Source organism: Geojedonia litorea (assembly GCF_042654525.1).
GTDB classification, from domain to species: domain Bacteria; phylum Bacteroidota; class Bacteroidia; order Flavobacteriales; family Flavobacteriaceae; genus Geojedonia; species Geojedonia litorea.
This window is the reverse complement of sequence record NZ_JBHSGP010000004.1, coordinates 162,387-185,276: the sequence shown is the minus strand read 5'-3', so window position 1 is coordinate 185,276 and position 22,890 is coordinate 162,387. Positions and strand designations below refer to the sequence as shown.

Genomic DNA, 22,890 nt, shown 5'->3' with positions numbered 1-22,890 from the left:
CATGATTAAGTTTTTTAGAACCATCCGCCAAAACCTCCTCAAAGAAGGCAAAACCGCCAAATACTTTAAATATGCTATAGGCGAAATTGTGTTGGTTGTTATTGGAATTATCATAGCACTACAGATAAACAATTGGAATGAAGAGCGAAAAAGTAAGCTTAAATCTAAAGCTTATGTTGCTAAAATAATGAATGACCTTGTCAATGATACAATTAATATCAATGAGCTTATAGAGTATGCAAAAGCAGATAATAATAATATTGAAGACTACTTTTCTTTTTTCAACAAAGGGAATATTCCAATAGATCAATTAATAGATAGTAGTAGAAATACTAAAGCGAGTTATTTGAGGTATGTTCCAGTTAATCAAACGTTTTTAGACATGCAGTCTTCTGGGAACTCTAATTTATTGAATGAAGAGCAACGTAATGCATTGATTAATTTAATAGCAGAACAAGAGACATTCCTGATAATAATTGAAAAGATAATTAGTGCATCCAACATACAAAAAGATGAAAAGGCTAAATATTTGGCTTATCCAAACGATTTCTTTAAAAAATTAGGAAGAACAACAGATTACAACAGAAAAGAACAGTGGCTGATCCATCAGCATGAAGATTTTAGAAATCGTCAAAACCTTTACTATTATGTTGAAATTAGAGGAAATAGGATTAAAGAAAGGTCTAAAAATGCGATTCAAATCTTAAAATTAAACTAGGGGTGATAAAATTCTTCCGCCATATTCGTAAATCACTGCTCATGGAAAACAAAACTTCCAAATACTTTAAGTATGCCATTGGCGAGATTATCCTCGTGGTCATTGGAATATTGATTGCACTTCAGATTAATAATTGGAATATTGCTAAAAACAATAACACCTATGTTTCTCTCATTCTTAAGGAGATATACTATGATTTGTCTGATGACTATAGAATTATCTATCGTGGTGTAGAACCTAGACTTGAAAGAAAGTCATTAGGTGTAGAAAAAATAAAAGAGTTCATGGTTAAAGGAGAAGTACCTTCAGATTCAATTTTTATGTTGTATTACAACGAAATGATGCGATGGTTTATACTTACTCAGCGAACAGGAGCTTTTGAATCACTCAAACTAGGAGGGTTGGATAAAATTGATAATGATATGTTAAGAACTCGACTTTTAGAATTCTATGAAAGTGATTTGCCAAGAAGTGTAAATTTTATTCATCAAGCAGATGTATTAATACGAGAGCGTGTTGGGGTTTTAGAAGCCGACCTATTTAACTTTAAGTTTATTGCCGTTAACGATAGTACTACAGCACATGTGATGTTTCCTAAAGACATGTCCTATATACATCACCAATCCTTACACAAGATATACGATTTATTGAGTCACGACACATACAATAAAGTATTTCGACTTAAACAATTAAAACGCAATTACAATAACGTCATGCAGATGATAGAAAAGGAACTAGAAAAAAGAAAAATTGAATTTGAATATTTTGACACAAGTACTCTTAAGCGAGACTTTGAACAAAAAAGTTAATAGAAATATGATAGCCAAATAATGATTAAGTTTTTTAGAAACATACGCTACAACCTCATGGGAAAAGGAAAAACAACCCGATATTTCAAATATGCCGTCGGGGAAATAATTCTCGTGGTGATTGGGATTTTAATCGCTTTAGGCATTAACAATTTGAATGAAAACCGTAAAGAAAATATTCAGGAGCAGTATTTACTTAAACAAATCAAAAAAGACATTTTAGTGGACAGTTCATTGATTTACCGTTATGCAAGTCTTACATATGGCAAAACAATACAAGCAAAGCATTTAAAAAAAGCTGTATTAGCAAAGCGATATGATATCTCTATAGATACATTAGCTCTTAATTCCTTTTTTATAGGCAAGTTAGTTCTGTTTGATGCATACACGCCAACATTTGATGAATTAGTGTCCTCTGGTAATTTAGGTGTTATAAAGAGTGAAAATTTAAAATCTGCCTTTAAAAGATATAAAAACACAAATGAGGGTATAAAATCTTTTCTGTATGATGAGAGTCAAAAACGAAAAGAAGCATATAATACTCATTTACATAAATATTTTGAACCTCAAATAACTACTTTCTTATGGGAGTCTTTGGATAGGGGAAAAATAAATAAGGATTCATTATTAAATTATAAGATGGATATTAAAGGCTTTATGGACGATCCCAAAACGTTAGATCACATTAATACAATGATTGGAATTGACAGGGAATTAAACTGGAATTATAGCCAGAGAAGAATTAAAACTATTCAACAAATTATTGAGATAGTAAGCGACGAAATACAAAAGTAAAATGATTAAATTCTTTCGTCATATCCGTCAAAACCTGATTATGGAAAATAAAACCTCTAAATATTTTAAATATGCTATTGGCGAAATTATACTCGTCGTCATTGGTATTCTCATAGCTCTGCAGATTAATAATTGGAACGAAGTAAAAAAGTTGGAAGAAAAAACACAAGAGTACTATGTGCAGTTATTAGACGATTTAGACAAGGATGTCAGTTTTGCGCATCAAATTATAGAAAAATTTGACAACTACTTAAATGATCTTGCGACCTATACCAATTCATATTATCAAGATTCTGTACTTATGCCTGAAGAAGCTTACAAGCAAATCTCTGAGCTGCCGGTGTTATCTACCTCGTTTACGTTCAACTCTAGTACTATAGAAACGTTGCAAAGCAGTGGTGATATCAACTTAATTCCATCAGAAATAAGAAACCGATTAATCGATTTAAAACGTCAACAAGAGCTCACAATTATTAGGGCCAATTATACAAACGAAGGCAAAAACGCCATCATTCAAAACTTAAACCCTTTGCTAGGGTCCACAACCTTGATCGACCGGCTTAAGCATCAGCCGGTAATGAACGAATTTTTGAAGATAGATGAAAATTTGAGGGAGGTACTTTTGGTCTATGAGGGAGTACATCGATGGAAGAGTGTGTCCGAACAAGAATCTGTATCTAATTTTCAAGATATGCTAAAGGAAATTGACACCATTATGAGGTTAATTAATACAGAATTAAAAGAATAATAGCAATTCAGAACTATCAATGATTAAATTCTTCCGCCATATTCGTAAATCACTGCTCATGGAAAACAAAACTTCCAAATACTTTAAGTACGCTATTGGCGAGATTGTGCTAGTAGTGCTTGGAATTTTAATTGCTTTACAGATAAACAATTGGAATGAACAGAGGAAGGATTACAAAAAAGAAATATTAGTAATGTCTAATCTCATTCAGGATTTAAGATCAGATTCTCTTTCCTATGCTCAAAACTTGAAAACACTACAAGAAATAAATACACTGCACCAAGAATTATACAGAATTGGAGTTGAGGGAGAAGGTGGTATAGAGATTGGAAATCCAAATAATATTAGACGTCTACCTTATCATAATCCAATTACAAAAGAAAACGATCCCGAAGTTGCCAATAAAATATCAAATAATTCAATAAGAAAGGAAATTCAAACCTACTTTAGATTCGCCAAGGATATGGACGATGTTTATGGCGAATTTGAGGCGGTGATACAAGACAGAATGCGTCCCTACCTTACCCAACAAAATGCTCACGATTTATCTGCTTGGTTCAAAGTTAAAAATGTGGAATCAGTTAGCCTTATTGGAAAAGAAAAATTAGTTGAGTTGTCCCAATATCCATACTTCCAGCAATTACTTTTTGAAGCCTCGATAAAAAATACTGATGTGACAAATACCTTAAATGATTTGATAATTAGCAATGCCAAATTGATTAAAATTTTAGAAAACAACCTTTATAAATGATTAAATTCTTCCGTCATATCCGTAAATCACTGCTTCTAGAAAACAAAACTTCTAGATATTTTAAATACGCCATTGGCGAAATTGTGTTGGTTGTTATTGGGATTTTGATAGCCCTTCAAATCAACAATTGGAACAACCACAGAATTGAAAGACTCAATGAAAACCTCATCTTAAAAGAGCTTCACAAAGAGTTTATTTCAAATAAAAAGCAATTTGATACGGTTGTTTTTTATCACAAAAAAGCCTTTGGGTCTACTATCTATATAAAAGAGCGATTACCCCTAAACCTTAAACAAATCAATCTAGACTCATTAGCGTATCATTTATTCTACATGGGATGGACCTATACTTTTAATCCATCTAAAGGCGTGACAAACGCTTTAATGAACAGTTCAACATTTAATGTTATTTCTAATGATGAGTTACGCCAACTTTTAATAAGTTGGGACGATGTGGTTACAGATTATCAAGAGGAAGAAATTCTGGCGCGCAATAATTATCATAATCAATTAAAACCTTTTGAAAAGACCCATTTTTATTGGAGTGAAGATTATAAAAAATGGTTAAATGATGCGCGTTTAGATTTATCAATTCTTGAGAGTTTAGCCTTTGATAATTATGTTTTAGATCGATACAATGATTTGTCAAGTCTTGTTGAAAATCCGGAAAGGGAGTTAGAACTAATTAGCTACACTCTTGATAAAATCATCGAACTCTCTCAACCTAAATCACATGATTAAATTCTTCCGTCATATACGCTATAAACTTATGGAATCAGGGGAATCACTTTGTCATTCCGCTCTTGATGCGGAATCTACTTTGATACTAAAATGGATTCCTGCTGTAGTTTATCTCGAGCGAAGTCGAGGAGGCAGGAAATCGAAGATTCGACAACGTCAATGACAATAATCTATTAATTATGATAAAGTTCTTTAGGAATATCCGTAAATCACTGCTCATGGAAAACAAAACCTCCAAATACTTTAAATACGCCATAGGCGAAATCATCCTCGTCGTCATTGGTATTCTTATAGCGCTTTCGATTAATAATTGGAATGAAAACCAAAAACTAAAATCGAACGAAAAAGAATTGCTTGTTTATGTCTTGGAAAACTTAAAAGAAGATTCTCTCATTATTCATAATGCGTTAACAGAAAGAATAAGTATTTTGGAAGTACACCAACAGTTGGTTGCGTATCTAAATAATGAACTATCTAGGGATGAGGTCGGTGATTTGGACTTATTGCGACGCTCATTTCCTGGGCAGCTCATTACCAGAAAAAATAATCCAGAACTCTCAAAAAATGTTTTGGATCAGGGTGTTAAAAAACAAATCTTAGAATACTATAGATCTATTGACAGAGCAGAATTTATAATGGCCAACCATAACAATATTATTGAAAATGTAGTACGTCCTTATTTAGGGCAAAAGGGCTTGTTGACATTTGGCAATCATGTGGGCAATTTTGAAGACGATACATTAGATCTTATAGACCGTGACCTATTCTTTGAAGAAATAAAAAACAAAGCCTTTCAACAGATTCTTTTTGAATCGGGCATTAAGGCAAACAGTATCATTAATTGGGAAACTCATGCATCAGTTGAAAATGAAAAATTAAAAATTAGTATTAAAAACTATCTCTCCAAAAAATGATTAAATTTTTTAGACATATCCGCCAAAATCTCATTATGGAAAACAAAACTTCTAAATACTTTAAGTATGCCATTGGCGAGATTATTCTTGTGGTCATTGGTATTTTAATTGCACTTCAAATTAACAATTGGAATGAGTCGAGGAAATTACAAGAGGAGATTAACACCTATCTTACTCAAAAACTAGTTAACCTTCGTGAAGATCAAATAAAACTCGTTGAATTAAGAGAATTCCGATTAAATGCGGCAGAAAAAAGTAAACAATTCCTTGATAATGGCATAAAAAAAACGGATGTAATTGATTTTATTGAAACCACAAAACGGATTTTTACTGAACGTCGATTTACCTCAACAGTAGAAAGAAATGAAACATCAACTACCAAGTATTATTGGAGTAAAAAAGAAGCTTTAATAAATAATTTAGAGCAAGAGTACATGAGAATAATTGAAGTGGTTATGTTTGAAGAAAACCGCTTAAACACATTCAGTGAATCCATTGAAATAGATCTATGGAGAGATGGTTATTTTATTGACAATCGAAGACTTTATAATTCTATGATTAAAGATCTAAAACCATCAGATTTTGAAGATGAAACTATTCCTACATTAATACTAAATAAAGAAAATGGACAGCAATCTTTAGAAGGACTATTAAACCGGAACGAAATAGTAAATCCCAGCATAGCACTTAAGTTAAAAGAGCTTATACAAACCAACGAAAAACTGATTTCTGTAATTGAAGACTATCTAAATTTATGATTAAATTCTTTCGCCATATCCGCCAAAACCTTATTATGGAAAATAAAACTTCTAAATACATTAAATACGCCATTGGTGAAATAGTGCTTGTAGTGATTGGGATTTTGATTGCTTTAAGTATTAATAATTGGAACAATCAAAGGTCAGAAGCAAATAAAATGCGTACTTATTATGAAAAACTATTGAATGAGTTAGAGACTAAAATAGTTTATAACGAAAATTTAATAAAAGGAAATCACAATCTCGAGCAAATGTTAAGACAAGTACTAGAAATCCTGAATTCAAAAAATCAAGCTAACAGTCATGAATTAGCAAAAAATCTCGGTGCCATTGCGACCTCTTGGTCATCAGAATATTCATTCGAGATTTTTAATGAATTTGTAACTCAAGGAATGCTATCCAAAGTCAAAGATGAAAACTTAAAGCAAGCGTTTACCAGATTAAACAAAAGACTTTCCAATTCTCAAAACATGGATGACTTTATACAAGATCAATATAGTAACATTATAGAACCCTATTTGACTAAATACCTCAATTATTCAAAAATTGCATTACCTGCATATAAGCAAATGTTAGTTGAGGGTGGTCCTGAAATTGATTATGACTCTCTTTTTAATTCATTAGAGCTATGGAACATAGTGACCTTAAAACTGGAAACAACCGCCATAACGATACATGGATTGGAAAGTATGCAGAAATTGCTAATTGAATTGAAATCCATTTTATCTGAAACACTTGACCATAATGATTAAATTCTTTCGAACAATAAGACAACAACTCGTAATGGAAAATAAAACTTCTAAATACTTTAAATACGCCATTGGCGAAATTGTTCTTGTTGTTATAGGCATTTTGATTGCCTTACAGATCAACAACTGGAACCAAGATCGTATAGAGCAAAAAGAAACCAAAGTCTTGTTAAATAATCTCAAGCTAGATATTGTGGAAGATATCAAAAGACTAAAAGACCTACAAAATTCGTTAAACGGTCGCAAAGAATGGGCTGACTTGATTCTTACATCAATTGATGAACAAAAGGTCGCAGACTCAACTATGTTCATTAACGCTATGACCAAAGTAGGTTGGATTATGGAATATTCACTTATGCTTCCCACTTATAAGGAAATCGTTAGTTCAGGTAAACTTTCTTATATAAAGTCGGAAAACCTAAAGAAAGCATTAGCTAGCTATCAATCTCAATTTGAAGAACATCACTTTATTGTTTCATCTTATAATTTCGGATTGAAAGAAACTGAAAAATTATCCCTAGGTCACCTGAATGGAATGCCACAAACATCAGGTTCAGAGAAGTTTAAAACTACTCATCCAGGTGTAAGTTTTGATTTGAAAAGTATAGCCGAAGACACTGAATTTCATAAATTAGTGAAACAAATTTACTATCAATCCTCTGTGACTATCGATTATATAGGTGAACATCTTATTACACGAGCGGAGCAACTAGAAAACTTGATAACTAATGAATTTAGTAGCTATTGATTATGATCAAATTCTTTCGCCATATCCGTAAATCACTACTCATGGAAAACAAAACCTCCAAATACTTTAAATACGCCATTGGCGAAATTGTGCTTGTTGTAATTGGTATTTTGATTGCATTACAGATCAACAACTGGAATGAGGATCGAAAAACCAAAGCGCAGGTCAAAATAGCGCTCATCGCGCTTCAAAATGATCTTATTCAAGACACCTTATTAATTAATAAAAATCTACCCGAAGTCATACATCAATACCAATTAAACGAATCGTTAAGGGCAAGAGTCGCGGCACCAACTGCTACCACCGATACCTTAATCACCATCACGAGGCGCGAGTTTAACCCTAATTGGAATGACCGGATATATTACAATACCAATGCCTATAACAGCTTAAATGAAACAGGACTCATTGAAGAACTTTCAGATACTCTAAAAACCAATATCAAGAATTTTTACAACGGAAAGTTTTATAGAAACGGCATGGTGGAGAATATCACCGTAGATTATAGAACCAAGCTTGCCAATTATGTAGACACCTATACCTTTGGATCTACTTCACTTCATGACCAAGGCCCGCTTATAGACTCTTTAGTATGGCGTCAAATTAATCTAGCCCATTTAGCGGCTTCATTTCAAGGCATGAGTAATTTTAAAAGAATACTGTTTAGATTAACTAAAGAAGAGATGGAATACTCTCTAGAATACTCTAAACAGCTCATCAATCAAATTGATCACTATGTAAATAAAAAATGATAAAATTCTTTCGTCATATCCGTCAAAACTTAATTATGGAAAACAAATCAGGAAAGTACCTCAAATACGCCCTAGGCGAAATTATACTCGTGGTTATAGGAATTTTAATAGCCTTACAGATCAATAACTGGAATGAGAACCGAAAAGCCAAAGCTTCAGAAGACAATTTTTTTGAAAATGTGTTACTGGATTTGGAAAAGGACGAAGCCAAACTCGACTATTATTATGAATTTCACAGCAAACGCATCGACTATTTAGATACTTTATTAACCTATGTAAGAAACCCGAATTTAAGCATGGGTATTGATAAGTTTGGAATGTATGTAGAACCCTTGTTTTATTCGGCTAACCCAACCAACTACTCCAACACCTTTGAGTCGGCCAAGTCTATGGGAACATTCAACAATTTTAAAGAAAAAGAGCGCCTTAAAGCACTATCACAATATTATTCAGATTTTGTGTTAATTGAACAGGCGTTCAGCTCCATATTACGTTTTGTTGAAACCCAATTTGAACCCTTGATGTACACCTTACCTGAAGGCTATATGACCGAAGCGACTGGCAACCTGGTCATCAACGAAGAAGATGTAAAAGATTTTTATATTAAAATCGCATCAATTAAAGATTATCGTAACTTAAGCATTGATTATGAGAAGATTTTAAGAACGCCAATTATGGAAAATTACTTAATAGGTGATATGGGACGCACTTACAATGCATTGGGCAAAATTACAGCTAGACAAGCCATGGTTAAAAGCCTAAAAGAAAAAATAAAATACGATCACTAATGACGACAACTAAAAACACAGATATCAAACTAAACTAATCAAGCAATAAATTATGAGCACAAATGAATGGACTAAAACAGAGCTACAAACTTATATTTTGTTACTCTGTGCTAACGCTGATTCGGTCGAGACTAGCGAAGAAATCGACCTGATAAAGTCAAAAGTAGACAAGTCGACCTTTGATAAAATATACGCCGAATTTAGTCAAGACAGTGAAGATGAAAGTCTTGATAAAATTAACGAAGCAATTCACTTACACGAGTATTCTAATATAGAACTGGCTCAATTTAGAAAGGAAATGTATGAGATTTTCTTTTCAGATTGTTCATTTTCTATGATGGAACGCAATTTGGATAAAATCATGGATAATATGTTGTATTAAGTTAGTATTGGCATGATTAAATTATTTCGCACCAACCGTAAAAACCTTCTTTATGTAGGCACAACTAGCAACAATTTTAAACATACAACAGAGAAAATTATTCTTGTTGTCACCGCTGTCAACATCCCTAAATTTAAAAGAACAAACAAACTTTTCCCCTCCTTGGAGGGGATTAAGGGGTGGGAAAAACCATGAGAAAAATCATACCATATAATCCACACCTAGTAAACTTTGCCAAAATGTTACGCAAGAATATGACCTATGGAGAAATAGCACTCTGGCGAGAAATAAAAGGCAAAAAACTGGGAGTTAGATTTAGTCGCCAGATTCCTATAGACCAATACATAGTAGATTTTTATTGTAAGGACCTCCAATTGGCAATTGAGGTAGATGGTAGCATACATTTTGAACAAGGGCAGCAAGAAAAAGATACTTTTCGACAAAAACGTTTAGAAGCTCTTGGTGTTATTGTAATCAGATTTAGTGATTTGGATATAAAAAATAATCTGGGATGGGTTTTGGAAGAACTAAAAGATACAATTAAAGAAATAGATCCCACCCCTAACCCCTCCCGAGAGGGGAAAAGAAAACAACTATGATAAAATTTTTTAGGAATATTCGGCAAAACTTAGTGTCACAAAACAAATTTAGAAAGTATTTACTATACGCCCTAGGAGAAATCATCTTGGTAATGATTGGAATTCTATTGGCATTTCAAGTGAACAGCTGGAAGGAAGCACGTGACAACAAATCACTTGAGCTACAAATGATGGCAGATCTCAATTCTGAATTCAAAAATAATTTAACAAAAATTAGAGCAAGTATCAAACAATATCAAGGCACTGAACAGGCTATTCGCCTTTTAATGTCTAAAATGAAGGCAACTCCTCAAGAGATTAATCTCATTAATACGGACAGCCTTATTGCAAAAGCCATTGATGTTTTTGATTACAGACCTACTCAAAATACACTTACTGAAATATTGTCATCGGGTAACCTAAAATTTATCACCAAGGACTCGCTTAAATACAAGCTGCTAGATTGGTCTGCAGAATTGAACGAAATTAATGAAGCATGGCTTACACTCGACGATTTTATTCAGCATATGGTGATTCCATATTTGACCGAAAATGTTTCCATGAGAAATATTGATAAATATTCACTAATGGCCTGGGAGGAAAAATCGAAATTTGAAATCGATTATAACACCCTATTCCACGATTTGAAATTTGAAAACCATTTGGACAATATAGGATGGGGTGTGGTCAACTACAAATTGGTTTTGGATAGACTTGAATTGGTTATTGAAAATATAATACGACTCACTGATGATTAAGTTTTTTAGAAAAATAAGATACAACCTTATGGAAACAGGCAAAGCAAAGCAGTATTTTAAATACGCCATTGGTGAAATACTTTTAGTTATGGTTGGTATTTTGCTGGCCCTACAGGTCAATAATTGGAACCAAAACCGAATGACTAAAAACACCGAGAGAGACACCCTAAAAAACCTTTTAGAAGAAATTCAATTGGACACTCTTGATATCCGTTTTAATCTCAATTTACATTTAAGTTCTTTAGAAAATGATGAACTTCTGTTTCATTTTCTAAATGGTGACACCTCTGTTCAAGCAAGCTCTATTAATTTCACCGAGGTTTTAGGCAATCCTGTTGTTGCCGTTTTAAATACAAGCACCTATTCCTCATTGATTAATAATAGTCCTAATTTAATTTCGAATCAAAGATTAAAGAAAAAGATTTTTGTTCATTACAACTTGGTTTACACCTCTATATTCGAAGTCGAAAATAGAAGTACAGGATTTAAACCTTATGACAAATTATTACCTTTTTTTCAAAAGCACTTCACAGTCAATAAGGAGTTTACTAGTTTAAGTTTGTCTTCAAATTATTCAACCGATTATTTTAATGAAGACTACAAACGAACCTCATTATATCCTAAAGATTTAGAGCTTTTAAAAACTGATGAAGCATTTAAAGTTACCTTATCGGAGGTTATTTATTTGCGAAGTATTACCATTTCTGTTTACAGAGAAGCGTTAAAGAGAATTGAGGAATTAAGTAACGAAATATCCGAAGAACTCAAAACTAATTTTGAATGATTAAATTCTTCCGTCAAATCCGTCAAAACCTAATTATGGAAAATAAAACCTCCAAATACCTCAAATATGCCATAGGCGAGATTGTGTTGGTGGTCATTGGGATTTTGATTGCCCTTCAAATCAATAATTGGAATGAAAATCGCAAAGCTCGAAATACAGAATCCACCTATTTAGAAAATATTAGTGCCGATTTACAGTTGAATCTAAGTTCGCTCGAAAACTTTATTGCCGAACGCGAAAAGTCCATTGAAGCCAGTGCAAACATACTCCCCTATTTTGACCGCACCGCACCATTAGACGTAAATAAATTTAATAAGTATTGTGTTACCGTAATGGTCTGGTATCCCTTTGAACAGCATAATAACACCTACCAAGAGTTATTGAATTCTGGTAAACTCAATACCCTTTCCAACAAAGCTATAAAAGACCAACTTCAAGATATGCAAACCAGTTTTAAAAGAATCGCCTTTGTTGAAAACGAAATGCAACAAGATTTTGAAAGCTATTTGTACGATCCTTTTTTTACCACTATTGATCTAAATAGTAGTTTGAAAAATTTTGAACAGCAGGATACCAATCAAGTCATCGAAACTGAACTTAATATTGAACAGGTAACAAAATTATTAAACAATCAAGCGTTTAAAAATGGCTTTGTGTTGTCCTCTTTTAATAGTAAGGACCTTATTTCAGAATATTCTAAAATGATAACAACCACTAAAAATCTCATCAACATGATTGAGAATGAATTAAAACAATGAGACTTATTCTATGATTAAATTCTTCCGTCATATCCGTCAAAACCTTCTTATTGAAGGAAAAACAAGCAAATATTTTAAATATGCAATTGGTGAAATTGTACTTGTGGTGATTGGGATTTTGATTGCCTTACAAATCAACAATTGGAACGAACAACGAAAAGCAGAAAGCACAACCTTTATTTATGTCGAAAATCTTATTGAAGATATAAAAAAGGATACTCTAATGTATGCCGACCAAATTAATGCAGCCACTCTAAAATATCAATATTGTAAGGACATCTATAATGTGATATATGAAGGTCAAAAAACTAAAGATACTGCCAAATTTATAATCAGTTTACAATCTGCAGGAAGGCTAATAGTCCCAACAACAACTGACAATACTTATCAAGATTTACTAAATACCGGCAATCTCAAACTAATAAAGGACAAACAAAGTATTGAAGCCATTCGCGACTATTACAGCAATCCTCTATACTGGTGGTATCAAGACTATAAAGATCAACTTGTTAACGGTTATTTACCTGTTGTCGTTGATGCCATACCAATGTATATCCACGAACAAATTTTAACCAATGAGATTGTTGATGAATATAAAGACTTTACAGACAACGCACTACTTAACAACCATTTAGATCATTATTCTGAAGAGGATTTTACACAGATAATAAACAATTTGAAAACTAATGCCGACTTTAGATTTCAGTTAAAACGCATAACACGTTCACATTTAGTTCAAATTAAAATCTTAGGCTTAAGTAGCAAAAGTGCGAATTCATTATTAAAAACTTTAGAAAAATGGAAAAATGAAAATAACAAGTACAACTAATGATTAAATTCTTCCGTCATATTCGTAAATCTTTGCTCATGGAAAATAAAACTGGACAGTATTTTAAATACGCCATGGGCGAAATTTTTCTTGTAGTAATTGGGATTTTGATTGCCTTAAATATTAACAATTGGAATGAAGATCGTAAACTAAATATAGAAGAGATTAGTATACTTAAAGATATACATACCGACTTGAAAGCCTCGGCCGAAGAGATTAAAAGAAATATGGACTATAATACCGATACGGCACTTAGGGCCCGAAAAATCATAAATCATCTCACCAATGATTTACCATACAGCTCCGAATTGGATTCAGCGTTTGGAAAAATCTCATATTGGTCTAGCCCTTATTTAACCTTTTCAGCTTATGAGGCATTAAAAAATAAAGGATTGGATATTATCAAAGATGATCAACTTAAAAAAGATATTGTAAATATGTACGAGTCTGAATTTGCATATTTAAGTCAGGATTATGACAGATCCGAATGGGTCTTGGCACAAAGTGTTGTATACCCAATAACCAACAAACACATTAGGCGTGACCTAAATTCTGTTGCCATGGCTGTACCCAACGACTTCGAAAGCCTCAAAACCAATAACGAATTTATAAATATGCTTCATACTATTGTACGGTTTAGGGAAGGCGGTATAGACCGCTACAAGCTAACACAACACAAATTAGACAATTTAATTAGCGCGATTGACAAAGCGTTAAAATGAATATAAAATTACCGTTTACTCATCTCAAAAGCCATACTTTTGTAGTTTAAACCCAGTTATCATGAACGGATTTGATGTAGTAATGGTGATCGCAGTCATTCTTTTTGCGCGATTAGGTGTACGGCTTGTTTCAAAATATATTCAAATGAAACGAGAAAAAAACAATGAAGATATTAATGATTAATTGTTATAGGTCTCTATAAAAGGTCAATCCGTTTTTGTCCAAATCATAAAACCCAAACTCTTTAGTACCCCAAGCGGTTTCCTTTAAGGCGGTTTTGGTATGAAACACATCTTTGGTTTTGTACTCTTCAAACAAGGCTTCGATATGTTCGGTAACAATGCGCAACATTGGTCGGTCTATCGCAACATCCCATTCTGAAGCATCGTGCCTTTGCAAATGGATTTCAATAGCATCTCGACGAATACCTGCATATTTTGGATTCGTACTATCATCAGCAAATGCGATCTTAAATCCTAATTTATTCACATAAAACGCCAAGGCATCAATCACATTTTTTACGGGTAAAACTGGATGTATTTGATGTAAATGGCCCTTAGTATTCATTAGTTTCTAACCTTCCCGGTGAATACACTTACTTTAGAATTAAACGGATTTCCCGACGAGCGTCTTAACAATACCACTTGCCCACAATGCCAAAGTGCGTCACCAATTGGGCCATTAAGATTATTCCAAAACGGGAACTCAGAAGCGCCATTATCACTTTGAAAAACAATTTTGAAAGGCGTAAGATTCTCTGCTTGTCTTAAAATATCTGCAGCCGTTTTAAAATTGATAAGTGTTTGTTTTCGTTTGTCATCAAAGGTTAGTTCAGGTTCTTCTTCACCACGAATATTTGGTTTTTGCAAGGCCGAATTCACAATAACTTTTGAAAGTCCATAAATGTGGTCAATAGTTTCACTCGTGGCTCGTGCTTCTTCATTTGGTCTGTAATTCAAATCCTCATCTCTTAAGCCTTCGGTAGCCCAATAATATCGAAATCCCAAACCATCTATAGTACGCGCGGCAACAGTTCCGGCAGTATAGTGTTCTGGTGCTTCAGGTATTTCAGCATAAGGAAGTTGATCATCTTGAGCATGACCAATGACAATAAAACAAAACAGGCAAAATGAGCTAATTAGTTTCATAAACTTAATCTTTTATGGTTTCTGTGTTGGAAATAGTTGTTGTTCCGTACTTATCGAATAAATAAACCAACGAAGTCATAGTTGCAGCCCCTAATTCCAATTCTCTTTTATTCACCGCATCAAAGGTATCATTGCTGGCATGATGATAATCAAAATAGCGTTGCGAATCTGGACGCAAACCTGCTAAAACTATATTCTCATCCTTTAAAGGACCAATATCGGCACCACTTCCTCCTTTTTCAAAATAATGGATTAAATAGGGTTTAAAAAGTGAACGCCATCCTAATACTTTATTGAATACGGCATCACTACAATCAAAGCTAAACCCCCTTGGTGTAAATCCACCCGAATCACTCTCCAAAGCAAAAATGTGGCGCTCACCTTTTTGCTTTGCAACTTCGGCGTATTTTTTACCACCTCTTAATCCGTTTTCTTCATTCATAAACAACACCACTCTAATACTGCGTTTGGGTTTGATGCCAGTTTCTTTTAAAAGTCGTAATACTTCCATAGATTGCACACAACCTGCACCATCATCATGCGCACCATCACCTAAATCCCACGAATCTAAATGACCACCTACAATAATATACTCATTGGGAAATTCACTACCAGTGATTTCACCAATCACATTATACGATTGAACATCCTTTAATTGTTGGCAATTTTGACGAAAGAAGAACTTAATGTTCTTATCCAACTGGAGCATGTTACTCAACAATTCGGCATCATTAGTACTAATCGCCGCGGCAGGAATATATTGTGAACTTGGTAAATCGCCATAACTCATACCTCCGGTATGAGGAAAATCGTCGAGTCTTAAATTCATGGATCGAACGATAACCCCTACTGCTCCATACTTGGCGGCCTCTTTAGCTCCCGAGCCACGCTGATCGACACAGCCACCATAAGCTTCAAACGTATGAATCAAATCCGCCTGCATGGGACGATTGAAAAATACAATTTTACCTTCAATGGCTGCTCTACCTAACTGACTTACTTCTTCAATACTTTTTACCTCAATTATATTCGCTTTTACGCCTCCTCCAGGTGTAGCTATCGACCCTCCCAAAGCACAAATATTAACCGTTGTGGTTTTTCCGGGTGCCGTTTCAATATACGCATATTCTGGAGCACCTCTCACCCATCGCGGCACCATCACCGGCTGCAACCAAACTTTATCTAATCCTAACAGATCTAATTCAGCCTTGGTATACTCTACAGCTCTTTCGGCATTTAAGGATCCTGATAGGCGGCCTCCAATTTGATTGGATAAATAATCCAACCATTCATAACTTTTTCCTTTATTGAGTGCAGTTGAATAAATTTTTTCCATGACGTCGGCATCCGACTGGCCAAAAGTGTTTAAGAATATGAAAAGACATAAAATAAAGGTGAATTGCTTCATAAATTGATGGTTTTAATTTTAAAATTTAAAAATACTATTATTAGCAGTTTTAAGATGTGAAAGAAAACATAAAACTTGAACTTATTCTTGTTCCAACTGTTGTTTATATAACTCAATGTTAGCTTTGATATCATCATCCAATTCAGGCTCTTGGATATCCGTATAGGTGCTCAACGTATCATAAAGAATTCGTGCAACCAGATATCGTGCCGTGGCTTTGTCATCTGCCGGAATAGCAAACCAAGGCGCATGTGGCTTGGAAGTCCTGTTGATAGCATCTTCGTAACAGGCTTGGTATTGGTCCCAAAGTTTGCGCTCTTTTAGGTCGCCCGGTGAAAATTTCCAGTTTTTCTCTTGTTTTTCTAATCGACGAAGGAGTCTGTATTTTTGTTCTGCTTTGGAAAGGTTTAAAAAGAATTTAAAAACAATTGTTCCGTTTTCGGCAATGTGTTTTTCAAAATTGTTGATCTGCTCAAAACGTTGGGCCCAAAAGGCGTCATTGATATCTTCAATTGAATTGACTGACGGAATGTTTTCGCCCAAAATATACTCGGGATGCACTCTTGTAACTAACACATTTTCATAATGTGTACGATTGAAAATTCCAAATTTTCCTCTTGAAGGCAAAGCAATATAGTGGCGCCAAATATAATCGTGATTGCGTTCAAGCTCTGTAGGCACTTTAAAGCTATGGACAATAATTCCGCGGGTATTAAAGTCCTTAAAAACCTCTCTGATCAAGCTATCTTTTCCTGCCGTATCCATACCTTGCAAACAGACCAAAACGGCATATTTTCCGTGTGCATACATGGTATCCTGTAACTTTCCGAGCTTCTTTCTAACCGATTCCAACTCATTTTCAATCTTCTTTTCTGAAGCCACCAAATCAAGCCGCGTTGTTAGTTTGGCCAATTGAATTTGTTCTGTAACTTTAAACGAATGGATGTCAATTTTCTTCATGGATATACGAGTCTTGAGTTTCGTTTTAAATATAGCACAAACTGGAAGTTTATTAAAATATTTATGGCTTAATCGGATTTTTTGCTATTTTTATCGAACCTATTTATGTTAAACCCAAATATTATGAAAAGAATCTACCTTTCTCTATTCTTATGTTGTACCTCCTTTTTTAGTTTTTCACAATCCGGATGTTCAGACGCCCAAGCCCACATTGTTTATGCCTTTAATAATGCCAAAACTTCATTAGAAGCCAACAATTTTACACATTTAAAATACTATGCCGATAAATCACTTGAAGCCTTTAAGCGCGTGCAAAATGTGTTAAGTAAGTGCGATTGTGAAAATGTTGAAGACTATACATACGAAAGTATTGAAAAGTTATCCAAAGTCCCAGGTACAGAAAAAATGCATGATGCCCAATATTTTGTTGCCAAAGCAAAAGATTACGCGCAAAAAATAATTACTCAATTAGATTATTGCACCTCATTAGATGTCACCACAGCAACTGACTATCAAATATCAGATTTAGAAAAGGAACAATTGCGTTTGAAGCAACAACAAGATAACTTACGTCGCCAACAGGAAGCCTTACAGGCACAATTGGCCAAGCAAAAAGAAGAAGAGTTAGTTGTTGAAAAGCAGCAATTAATATTAAAAACTAATGCTGCCATTACAAAACATGTTCAGGCTTATAATGACGCTTTAAATGCACTAAACAGTAAGACAAAAATTAAGGAAGATGATTTAAAACAATCTGAAAATCAGCTTATTTCAAAATCGGTTGATGAGATCAAAACCTACTATTTGAAATCTATTAAAGACTTAACCACTAATTATATGAATGTCTTGAGTACGCTCGACCTCGAAGACTAAAATAAATAAGCTGTATGAAAGTCTTAAGTCGCCTTTATACAGCTTTTATATTATTTAGAAGCAAACAATTTTACGTCATTTTCATTGACTTCTTTCTCACCTAAAATGATAAGACGTTCAACAACATTGCGTAATTCTCTAATGTTGCCTGTCCAATCATAATCCTGTAATAATTTGATGGCTTTTGGAGTGAATGATTTTTTGGCAGTCCCCTGTTCTTCAGCAATCTTACTCGTAAAATAATCAATCAATAAAGGAATATCTTCACGACGATCATTTAACGATGGTACCTGAATCAAGATTACTGCTAACCTATGGTATAAATCTTCTCTAAAACGATTTTCTTCAATCTCTTTTTTAAGATCTTTATTTGTAGCGGCAACAACCCGAACATCAACTTTAATGTCCTTGTCATTCCCAACTCGTTGAATTTTATTTTCTTGCAAAGCCCGTAGTACTTTTGCCTGGGCCGATAAGCTCATATCACCTACTTCATCAAGGAATATGGTCCCACCATTAGCCGCTTCAAATTTTCCTGCTCTATCTTTAACAGCGCTAGTAAATGCACCCTTCACATGTCCAAATAATTCGCTTTCTATCAATTCAGACGGAATGGCGGCACAATTGACCTCAATTAACGGGCCATTGGCGCGCTCACTTTTTTGATGCAACCAATGTGCTACAAGTTCTTTACCTGTTCCATTAGGTCCTGTAATAAGTACGCGAGCATCTGTAGCAGCTACTTTTTCAATCATAGACTTTATATGAGATATGGCATCGCTTTCGCCAATCATCTCATAATTCTTACTCACTTTTTTCTTCAGCATCTTGTTTTCTACAACAAGTTCTTTACGGTCTAAAGCAATTCGTACAGTATTTAACAATCGGTTTAAATCGGGGGGTTTTGAAATGTAGTCAAAAGCTCCAAGGCGCATGGTATTAACAGCCGTATCCAAATCGCCATGACCAGAGATCATGACAACTGGGATTTCGGGCTTAACTTTTTTCACAGCCTCCAATACCTCAACACCATCCATTTTAGGCATCTTTATATCACAAAGTATGAGGTCATAATCTTCCTTCTTTATTTTTTCTACACCAGCCAGACCATCTTCAGCTTCATCAACACTATAGGTATCATTTTCTTCTGAAAGAATTTTAACCAATACACGACGGATAGCCGCTTCATCTTCTATTACTAATATTTTGGGCATCGCTTATTTATTTTTTTCAATAATATGAATATCTCTTTGTGGAAACGGAATCGTAATATTATGTTCTCGAAACAAACGATCGATCTCAAACCGGATATCACTTTGAGGAAAACGTGCGTTAAAACTATCGTTCAATGTAAAAACCACTCTAAAATCTAACGAACTGTCTCCAAAATTGGTAAACAAAACGGTTGGTGGTGGTTCTTCTAAAACAGCTGGATGGTTAGTTGCTGCTTTTAACAATAATTTTTTAACCAACTGTACATCGCTTCCATAAGCAACACCAACGTTCACACCTTCACGTGTGGTCGTCCCATTTTGAGTCCAATTATATAAACTATTGGTCAGATATAAATGATTAGGGATAACTAAAACTTTATTATCAGAAGTTGTAGCTCTAGTGGTTCTTAATTTAATTTCTTCTACTCTTCCAATCTTGCCTTCTAATTCAATGATGTCACCAACATGTACCGATTGATCCACTAATATAAATACCCCAGAAATAATGTCCTGAAATAGGGTTTGTAAGGCAAGCCCAATTCCAATTAATAATGCTGCAGAGGCTGCAAATACCGCAGTGACATCAATCCCTACTGAATCTACAACAACCAACAGTACAATTACATAAACCAGCCATCTTGCGAATGAAAAAACCGTGTTAAATTTAACTTTATCCTCTCTTGGCATTTTACGTGTTAGAAGCTTGCGCACCCAGCGTAACATGACCGTGGTTACTAGTAAAATGAATATAATGAGAAGAATATAACCTACTTTAATCTCGATATTCTGTTTTACATTTTCATAAATCACAATATCCAGGAATTTCAAAAACTGCTCCCAAATTGAACTTTCGGTAATTACCTCTTCTATTTTTTCTAAATTTTGTGTCATCTCAATACTTTAACCATTTGTATAGTTCCTTATAACTAGGTTTTTTACCATACATTAAAATACCAACCCTATAAATTTTGGCTGCAAACCAAACCGTGAACATAAATGTACCAATTAATAACCCTAAAGATAACAATTGTTGCCAAATTGGTACTCCAAAAGGTATGCGCATTAACATAACCACTGGAGAGGTTAAAGGTATAAACGAAAAGACTGTAGAAACTGTGCCATGGGGATCTTCAATAACCGTAAACACGCCAACATAAACTGCCAAAATTAATGGCATTAAAATAGGCATCATAAATTGTTGTGTATCGGTCTCATTATCTACAGCTGCGCCAATAGCTGCATACAGTGAACTATAAAGCAAATAACCCCCAATAAAAAACAAAATAAACGCTACAACGAGATTGGTGATAGGAAGATTTAAAAAAGCATTCATCACTTGCTGAATTTGCTCCTGGCTGTCTGGATTATTCATGGCTTGCTGCATCATTTCTTGTTGAGGCGTTTGCATTTGAGCAAGATCAACACCAAATATGGCTGATAGTATAAACATGGCTATTCCTCCTAAAATCAACCAAATCACAAACTGGGTTATACCTGCCAACGAGGTCCCTATTATTTTTCCCATCATAAGCTGAATAGGTTTTACAGAAGAAATAATCACTTCAATAATTCTACTCGTCTTTTCTTCAATAACACTGCGCATGATCATGTTGCCATAAATAATAATGAACATGAATAACAAATAGCCAGCAATACCACCAAATGCAAGCTTTAAAACATTGTCAATTTTTGACGAGGTTTCGCCTGCAAAGCTTTCTTGTGATATATTAACTTTGGTTTTTGATGTTCGTATTTTTTGAATATCAACACCATTTAACTGAAGTTTCAAATCCGTGAGTTTGGCCTCTAATTTATTTTCTAAATCGGACATAATAGTTAAAGATGGTGACTCTTCAGAATAGAATTTTATGTGTTTTGAAATGTTTTCAAGATCATTACTAGGTCCTATATGAAGCAAACCATAAACTTCTTTGGCCTTAACTTCCGCTATAGCTTCATCAAGTGAAATATCATTTAAGAGGTCAAATGTGATATTATCAGTATTTTTAAAAATTGAACTTACCATACCAGATTCATCCAATACAGCTATTGTTCTGTTTTTATTGTTATTCAGTTGCGACAAATAGGCCACCACTGCAATTAAAGCGATCATAATAAGCGGACTTAAAACCGTCATAATAATGAACGATTTATTTCTAACTTTGGTTAGATACTCCCGTTGTATAATTAGTGATAAATGACTCATTCTAGTTATTTTTTACAGTTTGAATAAAAATATCATTAGCACTTGGAATGACCTCAACAAAGTGATGCACTTCGGCTTTAGTAGTCAAGAATGACAATAATTCGTTGGACGTCGTTGTACCATTAAGTTTTATATTAAGCTTTAAATCATCATTTAGATTTTTAAAAGTAGCCGGAAGGACTTCAAATTTTTCGTTAATAATTTTGGTAACTTCCTCTGGAGCATTGGTTTGTAATCCGACTTCAAAAGTATTGGTTTTGAATTCGCGTTTAATGGCATTTAAATTGCCATCCAGAACTTTATTCGATTTATGGATTAAGGCAATGTGGTCACATAATTCTTCAACTGACTCCATACGGTGTGTTGAAAAAATAACAGTTGCACCTTCGTCACGTAATTGAAGTATTTCGTCCTTAATTAAATTAGCGTTGATAGGATCGAAGCCTGAAAACGGTTCATCAAATATTAAGAGTTTAGGACGATGCAACACCGTTACAACAAATTGGATTTTTTGAGCTTGTCCTTTACTTAACTCCTGAATTTTTTTATTCCACCACTCACCAATATCTAATTTATCAAACCAATATTTAAGCCGCTCTTTTGCATCAGATTTAGAGAGTCCTTTTAATTGGGCTAAATACAAGGCTTGCTCTCCAACTTTCATGGATTTATAAAGACCCCGTTCTTCTGGTAAATACCCAATATCTCGAATATGATGAGGCTGAAGGGGCGCTCCATCCAACAACACTTTACCTTCGTCGGGCATAGTAATTTGATTGATAATCCGAATTAAGGTGGTTTTCCCTGCCCCATTTGGGCCTAAAAGCCCAAAAATACTTCCCTTAGGAACTGCAATAGAAACCTTATTTAGCGCTTTAAAGTTTCCAAAGTTTTTAGAAACAGATTGAGCTACTAATAAATCGTTCATATATAAGATGAATTAATTAGAGTTAGAACATTAGTGTCGTAAAGATATCAAATGTTACTAAAGTGAACTTG

General features: G+C 34.1%; 29 protein-coding genes. 21 read left to right on the top strand and 8 right to left on the bottom strand.

Annotation, left to right across the window (positions count from 1 at the left end; translation table 11 throughout):
* Nucleotide 1: 1 nt before the first annotated feature.
* The 20 genes from ACFO5O_RS00935 to ACFO5O_RS00840 all read left to right on the top strand — a co-directional run bounded on the left by ACFO5O_RS00935 (nt 2) and on the right by ACFO5O_RS00840 (nt 14,265).
* Nucleotides 2-718: a DUF6090 family protein gene (locus tag ACFO5O_RS00935; protein WP_387960037.1), complete on the top strand. Its 717-nt coding sequence runs from the start codon at nt 2-4 to the stop codon at nt 716-718.
* A gap of 41 nt (nt 719-759) precedes the next feature.
* Nucleotides 760-1,527 (top strand): DUF6090 family protein, encoded by a 768-nt coding sequence (locus ACFO5O_RS00930; protein WP_387960035.1) that lies wholly within the window; start codon nt 760-762, stop codon nt 1,525-1,527.
* A 57-nt stretch (nt 1,528-1,584) separates the two neighbouring features.
* Entirely contained in the window at nt 1,585-2,322 is a 738-nt protein-coding gene (locus ACFO5O_RS00925) for a DUF6090 family protein (protein WP_387960033.1), read from the top strand.
* Between the two features lies 1 nt (nt 2,323).
* Nucleotides 2,324-3,070: a DUF6090 family protein gene (locus ACFO5O_RS00920; protein ID WP_387960031.1), complete on the top strand. Its 747-nt coding sequence runs from the start codon at nt 2,324-2,326 to the stop codon at nt 3,068-3,070.
* Nucleotides 3,071-3,128: 58 nt separating this feature from the next.
* The gene (locus tag ACFO5O_RS00915) at nt 3,129-3,821 is read left to right on the top strand and encodes a DUF6090 family protein (protein ID WP_387960030.1); all 693 of its coding nucleotides are present in this window, start codon (nt 3,129-3,131) and stop codon (nt 3,819-3,821) included.
* Complete coding sequence (locus ACFO5O_RS00910; RefSeq protein ID WP_387960028.1) at nt 3,818-4,561, top strand: DUF6090 family protein; 744 nt, start codon at nt 3,818-3,820, stop codon at nt 4,559-4,561. Before ACFO5O_RS00915 ends, ACFO5O_RS00910 begins: the two co-directional genes overlap by 4 nt.
* Nucleotides 4,562-4,779: 218 nt before the next feature.
* On the top strand, nt 4,780-5,475 hold the full coding sequence (locus ACFO5O_RS00905; RefSeq protein ID WP_387960026.1) for a DUF6090 family protein: 696 nt from the start codon (nt 4,780-4,782) through the stop codon (nt 5,473-5,475).
* A gap of 35 nt (nt 5,476-5,510) precedes the next feature.
* Nucleotides 5,511-6,233, top strand: a complete 723-nt coding sequence (locus tag ACFO5O_RS00900) for a DUF6090 family protein (RefSeq protein ID WP_387960025.1) — start codon at nt 5,511-5,513, stop codon at nt 6,231-6,233.
* 35 nt (nt 6,234-6,268) lie between these two features.
* A complete protein-coding gene (locus ACFO5O_RS00895; RefSeq protein ID WP_387960023.1) occupies nt 6,269-6,985 on the top strand; it encodes a DUF6090 family protein in 717 nt (238 codons plus the stop codon).
* Nucleotides 6,978-7,730 (top strand): DUF6090 family protein, encoded by a 753-nt coding sequence (locus ACFO5O_RS00890; RefSeq protein ID WP_387960021.1) that lies wholly within the window; start codon nt 6,978-6,980, stop codon nt 7,728-7,730. The genes ACFO5O_RS00895 and ACFO5O_RS00890 overlap by 8 nt, the downstream gene beginning before the upstream one ends.
* 2 nt (nt 7,731-7,732) lie before the next feature.
* Nucleotides 7,733-8,482 carry a DUF6090 family protein gene (locus tag ACFO5O_RS00885; RefSeq protein ID WP_387960020.1) on the top strand — a complete coding sequence of 250 codons (750 nt, stop codon included), beginning with the start codon at nt 7,733-7,735 and terminating at the stop codon, nt 8,480-8,482.
* Nucleotides 8,479-9,270, top strand: a complete 792-nt coding sequence (locus tag ACFO5O_RS00880) for a DUF6090 family protein (RefSeq protein WP_387960018.1) — start codon at nt 8,479-8,481, stop codon at nt 9,268-9,270. The genes ACFO5O_RS00885 and ACFO5O_RS00880 overlap by 4 nt, the downstream gene beginning before the upstream one ends.
* Before the next feature lie 52 nt (nt 9,271-9,322).
* Entirely contained in the window at nt 9,323-9,652 is a 330-nt protein-coding gene (locus ACFO5O_RS00875) for a hypothetical protein (RefSeq protein ID WP_387960017.1), read from the top strand.
* 191 nt (nt 9,653-9,843) lie between these two features.
* Entirely contained in the window at nt 9,844-10,251 is a 408-nt protein-coding gene (locus ACFO5O_RS00870) for an endonuclease domain-containing protein (protein WP_387960016.1), read from the top strand.
* Between the two features lie 32 nt (nt 10,252-10,283).
* Nucleotides 10,284-10,988, top strand: a complete 705-nt coding sequence (locus tag ACFO5O_RS00865) for a DUF6090 family protein (protein ID WP_387960014.1) — start codon at nt 10,284-10,286, stop codon at nt 10,986-10,988.
* Between the two features lie 28 nt (nt 10,989-11,016).
* Complete coding sequence (locus ACFO5O_RS00860) at nt 11,017-11,772, top strand: hypothetical protein (RefSeq protein ID WP_387960012.1); 756 nt, start codon at nt 11,017-11,019, stop codon at nt 11,770-11,772.
* On the top strand, nt 11,769-12,530 hold the full coding sequence (locus ACFO5O_RS00855; protein ID WP_387960010.1) for a DUF6090 family protein: 762 nt from the start codon (nt 11,769-11,771) through the stop codon (nt 12,528-12,530). The genes ACFO5O_RS00860 and ACFO5O_RS00855 overlap by 4 nt, the downstream gene beginning before the upstream one ends.
* A gap of 10 nt (nt 12,531-12,540) precedes the next feature.
* The gene (locus ACFO5O_RS00850) at nt 12,541-13,359 is read left to right on the top strand and encodes a DUF6090 family protein (RefSeq protein ID WP_387960008.1); all 819 of its coding nucleotides are present in this window, start codon (nt 12,541-12,543) and stop codon (nt 13,357-13,359) included.
* A gap of 38 nt (nt 13,360-13,397) precedes the next feature.
* Nucleotides 13,398-14,081: a DUF6090 family protein gene (locus tag ACFO5O_RS00845; protein WP_387960006.1), complete on the top strand. Its 684-nt coding sequence runs from the start codon at nt 13,398-13,400 to the stop codon at nt 14,079-14,081.
* A 61-nt stretch (nt 14,082-14,142) separates the two neighbouring features.
* Nucleotides 14,143-14,265: a hypothetical protein gene (locus tag ACFO5O_RS00840; RefSeq protein WP_387960005.1), complete on the top strand. Its 123-nt coding sequence runs from the start codon at nt 14,143-14,145 to the stop codon at nt 14,263-14,265.
* Nucleotides 14,266-14,268: 3 nt separating this feature from the next.
* Here the strand turns inward: ACFO5O_RS00840 and ACFO5O_RS00835 are convergent, their stop codons facing one another.
* The 4 genes from ACFO5O_RS00835 to ACFO5O_RS00820 all read right to left on the bottom strand — a co-directional run bounded on the left by ACFO5O_RS00835 (nt 14,269) and on the right by ACFO5O_RS00820 (nt 17,598).
* Nucleotides 14,269-14,649, bottom strand: a complete 381-nt coding sequence (locus ACFO5O_RS00835) for a glyoxalase superfamily protein (protein WP_387960003.1) — start codon at nt 14,647-14,649, stop codon at nt 14,269-14,271.
* Nucleotides 14,649-15,230, bottom strand: coding sequence for a hypothetical protein (locus tag ACFO5O_RS00830; RefSeq protein WP_387960001.1), 582 nt, complete (start codon nt 15,228-15,230; stop codon nt 14,649-14,651). Before ACFO5O_RS00830 ends, ACFO5O_RS00835 begins: the two co-directional genes overlap by 1 nt.
* Nucleotides 15,231-15,234: 4 nt before the next feature.
* Nucleotides 15,235-16,638, bottom strand: a complete 1,404-nt coding sequence (locus ACFO5O_RS00825) for a M20/M25/M40 family metallo-hydrolase (RefSeq protein ID WP_387959999.1) — start codon at nt 16,636-16,638, stop codon at nt 15,235-15,237.
* Between the two features lie 81 nt (nt 16,639-16,719).
* On the bottom strand, nt 16,720-17,598 hold the full coding sequence (locus ACFO5O_RS00820) for a PPK2 family polyphosphate kinase (protein ID WP_387959997.1): 879 nt from the start codon (nt 17,596-17,598) through the stop codon (nt 16,720-16,722).
* Between the two features lie 123 nt (nt 17,599-17,721).
* Here ACFO5O_RS00820 and ACFO5O_RS00815 point away from each other — a divergent pair, with 123 nt between their 5' ends.
* Entirely contained in the window at nt 17,722-18,471 is a 750-nt protein-coding gene (locus ACFO5O_RS00815) for a hypothetical protein (RefSeq protein WP_387959995.1), read from the top strand.
* 50 nt (nt 18,472-18,521) lie between these two features.
* Here the strand turns inward: ACFO5O_RS00815 and ACFO5O_RS00810 are convergent, their stop codons facing one another.
* The 4 genes from ACFO5O_RS00810 to ACFO5O_RS00795 are packed head-to-tail and all read right to left on the bottom strand — an operon-like array spanning nt 18,522 to nt 22,819.
* Nucleotides 18,522-19,685, bottom strand: a complete 1,164-nt coding sequence (locus ACFO5O_RS00810) for a sigma-54-dependent transcriptional regulator (RefSeq protein WP_387959993.1) — start codon at nt 19,683-19,685, stop codon at nt 18,522-18,524.
* Nucleotides 19,686-19,688: 3 nt separating this feature from the next.
* Nucleotides 19,689-20,576: a mechanosensitive ion channel family protein gene (locus tag ACFO5O_RS00805; protein WP_387959991.1), complete on the bottom strand. Its 888-nt coding sequence runs from the start codon at nt 20,574-20,576 to the stop codon at nt 19,689-19,691.
* A 1-nt stretch (nt 20,577) separates the two neighbouring features.
* Nucleotides 20,578-21,891, bottom strand: coding sequence for an ABC transporter permease (locus ACFO5O_RS00800; protein ID WP_387959989.1), 1,314 nt, complete (start codon nt 21,889-21,891; stop codon nt 20,578-20,580).
* Between the two features lies 1 nt (nt 21,892).
* Nucleotides 21,893-22,819 (bottom strand): ABC transporter ATP-binding protein, encoded by a 927-nt coding sequence (locus ACFO5O_RS00795; protein ID WP_387959987.1) that lies wholly within the window; start codon nt 22,817-22,819, stop codon nt 21,893-21,895.
* Nucleotides 22,820-22,890: the final 71 nt, after the last annotated feature.